The organism is Pseudomonas sp. NY15372 (genome assembly GCF_048068215.1).
Classification (GTDB): domain Bacteria; phylum Pseudomonadota; class Gammaproteobacteria; order Pseudomonadales; family Pseudomonadaceae; genus Aquipseudomonas; species Aquipseudomonas guariconensis_A.
The window spans coordinates 1-7,334 of the sequence record NZ_JBLUPY010000067.1; the positions used below are offsets into that span (position 1 = coordinate 1).

Annotated in this window: 7 protein-coding genes, 1 tRNA gene and 2 pseudogenes; 8 read left to right on the top strand and 2 right to left on the bottom strand. The window is 54.2% G+C overall.

Annotation, left to right across the window (positions count from 1 at the left end):
• The 7 genes and pseudogenes from ACNFG0_RS22640 to ACNFG0_RS22670 form a co-directional block, all read left to right on the top strand.
• Positions 1-965: pseudogene (locus ACNFG0_RS22640) on the top strand (hypothetical protein); the annotation flags it as partial.
• A 135-nt stretch (positions 966-1,100) separates the two neighbouring features.
• Positions 1,101-1,760, top strand: coding sequence for a DUF6708 domain-containing protein (locus ACNFG0_RS22645; protein ID WP_416766495.1), 660 nt, complete (start codon positions 1,101-1,103; stop codon positions 1,758-1,760).
• A 124-nt stretch (positions 1,761-1,884) separates the two neighbouring features.
• Positions 1,885-2,142, top strand: coding sequence for a PAAR domain-containing protein (locus ACNFG0_RS22650; RefSeq protein WP_416766496.1), 258 nt, complete (start codon positions 1,885-1,887; stop codon positions 2,140-2,142).
• Positions 2,096-3,043 carry a hypothetical protein gene (locus ACNFG0_RS22655; RefSeq protein WP_416766498.1) on the top strand — a complete coding sequence of 316 codons (948 nt, stop codon included), beginning with the start codon at positions 2,096-2,098 and terminating at the stop codon, positions 3,041-3,043. The genes ACNFG0_RS22650 and ACNFG0_RS22655 overlap by 47 nt, the downstream gene beginning before the upstream one ends.
• 189 nt (positions 3,044-3,232) lie before the next feature.
• On the top strand, positions 3,233-3,838 hold the full coding sequence (locus tag ACNFG0_RS22660; RefSeq protein ID WP_416766502.1) for a DUF6708 domain-containing protein: 606 nt from the start codon (positions 3,233-3,235) through the stop codon (positions 3,836-3,838).
• A gap of 227 nt (positions 3,839-4,065) precedes the next feature.
• Positions 4,066-4,542: a DUF6708 domain-containing protein gene (locus ACNFG0_RS22665; protein ID WP_416766500.1), complete on the top strand. Its 477-nt coding sequence runs from the start codon at positions 4,066-4,068 to the stop codon at positions 4,540-4,542.
• A gap of 232 nt (positions 4,543-4,774) precedes the next feature.
• On the top strand, positions 4,775-5,923 hold the full coding sequence (locus tag ACNFG0_RS22670; RefSeq protein WP_416766501.1) for a M14-type cytosolic carboxypeptidase: 1,149 nt from the start codon (positions 4,775-4,777) through the stop codon (positions 5,921-5,923).
• A gap of 155 nt (positions 5,924-6,078) precedes the next feature.
• Here the strand turns inward: ACNFG0_RS22670 and ACNFG0_RS22675 are convergent.
• A tRNA-Gln gene (locus tag ACNFG0_RS22675) sits at positions 6,079-6,153 on the bottom strand.
• Between the two features lie 283 nt (positions 6,154-6,436).
• On the opposite strand from ACNFG0_RS22675, the gene ACNFG0_RS22680 reads away from it, so the two are divergent.
• On the top strand, positions 6,437-6,679 hold the full coding sequence (locus tag ACNFG0_RS22680) for a DUF465 domain-containing protein (RefSeq protein WP_196147019.1): 243 nt from the start codon (positions 6,437-6,439) through the stop codon (positions 6,677-6,679).
• A gap of 115 nt (positions 6,680-6,794) precedes the next feature.
• Here the strand turns inward: ACNFG0_RS22680 and adh are convergent.
• Positions 6,795-7,334, bottom strand: a pseudogene (gene adh / locus ACNFG0_RS22685) (aldehyde dehydrogenase); the annotation flags it as partial.

The following is a 7,334-nucleotide window of genomic DNA, read 5'->3' on the forward strand; positions in this document are numbered from 1 at the left end:
GTGAGCCCGAAGCGTTGGCGGCCGTCTGGTCGTCCTCCATCGGGGTGCTGGGTGTCGGCCTTGAGGCTACAGGACGAGCTCTCGAAACGCTGCGGCCGCAAAAGCTCATGGGTGCGCAAAATCCGACTGTTGGGTTTGGGGGGCAGATCGCCAAATATGGTGGAGGTATTGCGGCGGCAGCTGGGTTGATGGATGCGGTGCAGTACGTTTTCGCTGGCATTCGGGTCAGCGGTCAAGGAGATAGAGATACTGCAAAGTCCTACTGGGTGGCAAGCGGGCTAACAGGTTTTTCTTCACTCATGGGAGTGGGGGTAATTTTCGCTGGGAGCAGCACACTCCTAGGCCCGCTCGGAATCGCCATTCTGCTAGGACTTTCTGCTTATGCCATCGCCACTCAAGCGAAGCGGGAGGTATCTACACCACTTGAATTATGGGCACGTAAAAGTAGGTGGGGAATTCCACTAGAACACAGAGCCTGGCAAAGCGAGACAGAGCAAGACATCGCGACAAGTGCCTTGAATGGAGCCATCCTGGGCATTACCGCTAATACAGATATACATGTCGACTTTCAAAGGCATCCAAGCTCGCCTCACTTCACCATCGGCGAAACATATTCGGTCGCCTCGACCAAAAGATTGTCTTATCACATGGTCCTGCCGAACTTCCATAGCAAATACTCCCGCTACGAGTGGCAATTAAAAACATATCGCCCCAACACCCCTGAGCCCGAGCATAGTTACAGTGGCAACAGTGACGAATTAAACCAAGAAGAAAATCGAATACTCACCCAAGCTAATGCGACAGACGCAACGCATACACCTCATCTGACCATAACCATCGAGAATTCAATAATTTTGGACGAATACGATATGACGCATGCCATTGAGTTGTCCCTCAGCTACTGGCCAGATAAATCAGACCTTTCCCGACTCGCTCAAGTCATCGTAAGAAAAGATAAGCTCTGATCTTCTGGCAAATAACACATGATATATAAAAAACCATTACTTGATCCACCTTGCCGCGGATGGACAAAGGACCTCCCCCTCCCAAACGAAGCATCGAACAAAGAGCACATAACCACGCCCCCCGCAATAAACTGGATGAATGGAGTTTATTTAGAAATCCATCGAAAAAACCCCCAGCTCCGAAATTTAATCCTTATTTTATCTATCTTCTCAGCAATCCCTTTTCTCGTCCCAAGGCCAGTAATTATCGACAGCTTGCTAAATGGCCATTATTCAAATCTTGACATTGAAATAGCAGGCGCATTACTTGGGGTGTGGGGTTTCGCTTCTTGTTTAAGACTCGCAATATCCCCTCCGCGAGATGAACCAATACGATTCAATCGGGTACGCCAAAAAATATATGCCTATAACTTTAAATCCTGCTGGTGGAACCCTTTCAAGCATTGCCCCATCGAAGTAGTTTCATATGACTGGTCAGATGTTCGCGCCGAGAGTTGGAGGGTGCGAGCCAGCACACCGCAAGGCGCATCGTTTGTAAAGTGGGGCGTTATGCTTTCTATTGTAGAGCCGGGTACCAATAAGGTGATTGATCGCTTTCCGTTGAGCAGCATGGGGCTGGATGAAGCCGTCTGGGCTTATGTTTGTACTTACATGCAAGAAGGCCCGACGAGCCTGCCATTGCCGAACCCGCCACTGGACCATAACGATGTACTTTGGTGCGATATCGCAAAACGTCTGGCGCCAAAGGTCGAATGGCCAGCGGAGATCGATAGGGAGTCGCGAACAGCGCCCTAGTTATGGATCACCGCCCCAATACAATAAGTCTTCTTGAGCAGACAGTCTTTTACGAGACCTTTAACAACCAACTTTTCATATTTCACTAGCAGAATACTCATCTGACCAGATATTGATACATAATATGAAACCCATTGCCCTTGTTGGTCACCTCCACATCTGCCCGCTTCATGGAAAGGGCACTATCACTACTGGCGCGAGCGCTACATTCGTCAATGGCAAATCCATTGCCCGTGCCGGCGACGAAGTTAGCTGCGGAGCCATCATCGAAACTGGACCGGTAAGCACGCTAATCGAAGGTCACCCTGCTGCGCGGCAGGGAGACACGACAGACCATGGCGGGACAATTGTCGAAGGTGACGCCGACTGGCTCGTGGAATGAATCGGTCAAAGCTGGAACAACAGCCCCATTGGCCAGAAAACTCATGGGTGCGCAAAATCCGACTGTTGGGTTTGGGGGGCAGATCGCCAAATTTGGCAGAGGTATTGCGGCGGCAGCTGGGTTGATGGATGCGGTGCAGTACGTTTTCGCTGGCATTCGGGTCAGCGGTCAAGGAGATAGAGATACTGCAAAGTCCTACTGGGTGGCAAGCGGGCTAACAGGTTTTTCTTCACTCATGGGAGTGGGGGTAATTTTCGCTGGGAGCAGCACACTCCTAGGCCCGCTCGGAATCGCCATTCTGCTAGGACTTTCTGCTTATGCCATCGCCACTCAAGCGAAGCGGGAGGTATCTACACCACTTGAATTATGGGCACGTAAAAGTAGGTGGGGAATTCCACTAGAACACAGAGCCTGGCAAAGCGAGACAGAGCAAGACATCGCGACAAGTGCCTTGAATGGAGCCATCCTGGGCATTGCCGCTAATACAGATATACATGTCGACTTTCAAAGACATCCAAGCTCGCCTCACTTCACCATCGGCGAAACATATTCGGTCGCCTCGACCAAAAGATTGTCTTATCACATGACCATACCTAACTTCCACAGCAAGTACTCCCGCTACGAGTGGCAATTAAACACGTACCACCCCAACACCCCTGAGCCCGAGCATACTTACAGTGGCAACAGTGAAGAATTAAACCAAGAAGAAAACCGAACACTTACCCAAGCTAATGCGGCAGACGCAACGTATACACCTCAACAGACCATAACCATCCAGAACTCAATAATCTTGGACGAGCATGATATGACGCATGCCATTGAGTTGTCCCTCAGCTACTGGCCAGATAAGTCAGACCTTTCCCGGCTCGCTCAAGTCATAGTAAGAAAAGACAAACTCTGACTTTCGGAGAAATAACACATGATATATAAAGGCCCATTACTTGATCCACCTTGCCGCGGATGGACAAAGGACCTCCCGCTCCCAAACGAAGCATCGAACGAAGAACACATAACCACAGCCCCCGCAGTAAACTGGATGAATGAAACCCATTTGGAGCTCCCTCGAAAAAACTTCCACCATCGAAACTTAATGCTGACTTTTAGCCTTCTCTCATTACTTCTACTCCTCCCCCCCATAGCCATAATCACAGACAGCCTTATAAGTAATGACTATTCATTTCTAGGCAGTGGGGTGGCAACTGTAATTATTGTGATATGGGGCGCGACCTTCTGTTTTAGATTAGCAGCTTCACCGCCACGCGACGAACCCATACGATTCAATCGGGCACGTCAAAAAATATACGCCTATAACTTCAAGTATTGTTGGTGGAAGTCATTCGGACATATGCCAACCGAAGTAGTCTCCTATAGCTGGTCAGATGTTCGTGCCGAGAGCTGGAGAGAACGAGCTAGCTTCCAAGGCGCATCGGTTTTAAAATGGGGCGTCATGCTTTCTATAGTAGAGTCAGGTACCAATAAGGTAATTGACCGCTTTCCTTTGAGCAGCCTGGGGCTGGACGAAGCCGTCTGGACGTATGTTTGTACCTACATGCAAGAAGGCCCGACGAGCCTGCCATTGCCGAACCCGCCACTGGACCATAACGATGTACATTGGTGCAATATCGCAAAACGTCTGGCGCCAAAGGTCGAATGGCCAGCGGAGATCGATAGGGAGTCGAGAACAGCGCCCAGTTGAACGGAGAGGGCTATGGCGGTGCGATCATGCCAGCGCTGTATGCGGGCGGCATGTTCAAGATGAGGAAAAGGTGAAGAGCGAAGGGTGAACGCTGGCAAGCCGGACCTGTGGAGTGGACTCGCCCCGCGATGGGCTACGCCGCAGCCCCGGATGATCAAGGACTGGCAAGATCAGCCAGGCCAAATGGATAACAGCCTCTATTCGGCACGATTATTGGAATATGGGTATTGACCGCCGGCTTCAGATATGAGATTTCGACCCCACGCGACGAACCCATACGTTTCAATAGAGCCCGGCAAAAAATCTATGCTTACAACTTCACATATTGCTGGTGGAACCCTTTCAAACGCTGGCCAATTGAAGTCGTCTCGTATGACTGGGCTCAGGTTCGAGCAGAGCGTTGGAGAAAGCGTGCTAGAACCCCACAAGGCATAACCATTGACAAACAGGGAGTAATGCTATCCATTATACAACCAGACACAACAAATGAAGTAGTTGACCGCTTCCAACTCAGCACGCCGAATGTCGACGACCTCGTCTGGAAATACATCTGCCTTTACATGCAGCGCGGGCCCTCAGCCCTTCCCCCACCTCCCCCGCCCAAAAATCACGATGATATCCCTTGGTACAATATTTCTAAAAATCTCGCACCAAAAGTGCAATGGCAAAAGGACATAGATATTGAATCGCGAACCGCTCCTTAACCATCGCGCCATAGCCGCCATGCATCATCATTACGCAGCCTTGGCTACAGCGGGTTTTAGTCAGCTTCCAGCCACCCAGTATTCGTACCATTTCTAAATGGAGAGCGCCCTAAACTGGACGGAGAACTACGTCCCGCCTCTCGGAAACGCATGGCAAGTCGAATCAAGAGGACGCGCCAACTCCTCCAAGGGATGTAAAGTACCCCCACAACAAAGCCACAGGAGCCTGGCAATGACCGTGACGCTGTCCCCGCTACACATCGACTGCGATTTCGATTCCGGCAATATCCAGGTACTGGATGCCAGCGACCCTGGCCGTGTACACCTGGCCATCCGTCCCGACACCAACAGCGGCCACTTCCAGTGGTTCCACTTCAAGGTCAGCGGCCTGACCCCGGGCCACACCCACCGTTTCAGCCTGGACAACGCCCACCAGTCTTCCTACAAGAATGCCTGGACCGGCTATCAGGCCGTGGCCTCCTATGACCAGAAGACCTGGTTCCGCATCCCCAGCCAGTTCGACGGCAAGGCGCTCAACTTCGAACTCGAGGCCGAACAGGAACAGGCCTGGTTCGCCTATTTCGAGCCCTACCCTCGCGCACGCCATAACCAATTGATCGAACGTGCCAGGCAATTGCCCGGCGTCGAACTGCTGGCCTGCGGGCGCAGTGTGCAAGGTCGCGATATTCCGCTGCTGCGTGCGGGCGACGGCGCCGCCGGCAAGCGCAAGATCTGGCTGATCGCCCAGCAGCACCCGGGCGAACACATGGCCGAATGGTTCATGGAGGGCGTGATCGACCGCCTGCAAGCCAATGACGGTATCGTCCAGGCACTGCTGGCCGAGGCCGACCTGTACCTGATCCCCAACATGAACCCCGACGGCGCCTTCCTGGGCCACCTGCGCACCAACTTCAAGGGCAAGGACCTCAACCGCGCCTGGCAGGACGCCAGCGTCGAGTTCAGCCCGGAAGTGTTCTTCGCCCAGTCGCAAATGAAGCAGTACGGGGTGGATGCCTTCATCGATGTTCATGGTGATGAAGAAATCCCCCACGTGTTCACCGCTGCCTGCGAAGGCAACCCTGGCTACACGCCGCGCCTGTCGAAGCTCGAGGAGCAGTTCCGCAGCACGCTGTGCAGCGTGACGCCAGATTTCCAGACCGTGCACGGCTACACCCGCGACGAGCCGGGCCAGGCCAACATGACCTTGGCGTGCAACGCCGTGGGTCAAGCTTACGACTGCCTGTCGCTGACCTTGGAAATGCCGTTCAAGGATCATGACGATGCGCCCAATCCGGTCACCGGGTGGTCGGGTGAGCGGTCCAAGGCGCTGGCGGGCGCGGTGTTGGAGACCTTGGGGAAGATGGTCAAGGATCTGCGCTGAACGGCCTGACGCAATCGCGGGACAAGCCCGCTCCTTGAGGGGTCAGCATTGCCCCGCGATTGCAGACGGATTGACGCCACAAGGCTTAACGGAAGACAGGAAAGGGAGCTGTACGCCTGGGCGCAGAATAAAACGAAGAAAATATCGGGAGAAAATGGCAGGGGCGGCTGGATTCGAACCAACGCATGGCAGGATCAAAACCTGCTGCCTTACCGCTTGGCGACGCCCCTGTATCGGATACGACGAATGCCTGTGCACTGTCGCTCTGAAGACTCACTGACAACAACGCTGGGTCGCTGTGCTGGAATGGCCGGCACTATACCAACAGTCTTTCCACCTGGGAACCCCCAAGGTGAAAAAAAATGCTTTAAAACAGCAAGTTAGTTCTCTTCCCCTGGTTTCGATCGCCCGAGGTAATGCCATCCGTCGCATTTTCCCGGCCTCGCTTCAACAACCGCGGCTTCCTTCATTCCAATCAGGTAAGCAAAGCCTGAGCATCACAAGGAGGGCGCCATGCCAGTTTCCCATGACCTCTACCAGGACCTTCACTACCCGCGCGAGATCGTCCAGCAGCGGCGCCAACAGGACCAGGAGCTTGACCGGTTGCTGGATGAATATGTAGACATCGACAACCAAGTGCTTGCCGCCGAGGCGATCTCGGCCGGCAATGTCAGTGACGATGACCTGCACCGGCTCAAGGAGCGCCGCCTGGCGGTCAAGTACATGATCGAGCGGCAGTTGGAGCGGCATAAGTAAGGGGCCGCTGCGCGGCCCTTTCGCGGCACAAGGCCGCTCCTACAGGGATCGTGCTGCCCCTTGTAGGAGCGGCCTTGTGCCGCGAAAGGGCTGCAAAGCAGCCCCAATGGCCCGTTTAGAAGAAGCCCAATGGATTGATGTCGTAGCTCACCAGCAGGTTCTTGGTCTGCTGGTAGTGGTCGAGCATCATCTTGTGGGTTTCACGGCCCACGCCGGAATTCTTGTAGCCACCGAACGCGGCATGGGCCGGGTACAGGTGGTAGCAGTTGGTCCACACGCGACCGGCCTTGATGCCGCGGCCCATGCGGTAAGCGCGGTTGATGTCGCGGGTCCATACGCCTGCGCCGAGGCCGAACTCGGTGTCGTTGGCGATGGCCAGGGCCTCGGCTTCGTCCTTGAAGGTGGTGACGCTGACCACCGGGCCGAAGATCTCTTCCTGGAACACCCGCATGCGGTTGTTGCCCTTGAGCAGGGTCGGCTGGATGTAATAGCCGGTGGCCAGGCTGCCTTCGAGTTTTTCCACCTTGCCGCCGGTCAGCAGCTTGGCGCCTTCCTTCTGGGCGATCTCCAGGTAGGAGAGGATCTTCTCGAACTGCTGCTGCGAGGCCTGGGCGCCGACCATGGTGTCGGTGTCCAGCGGGTCGCCACGCTTGAT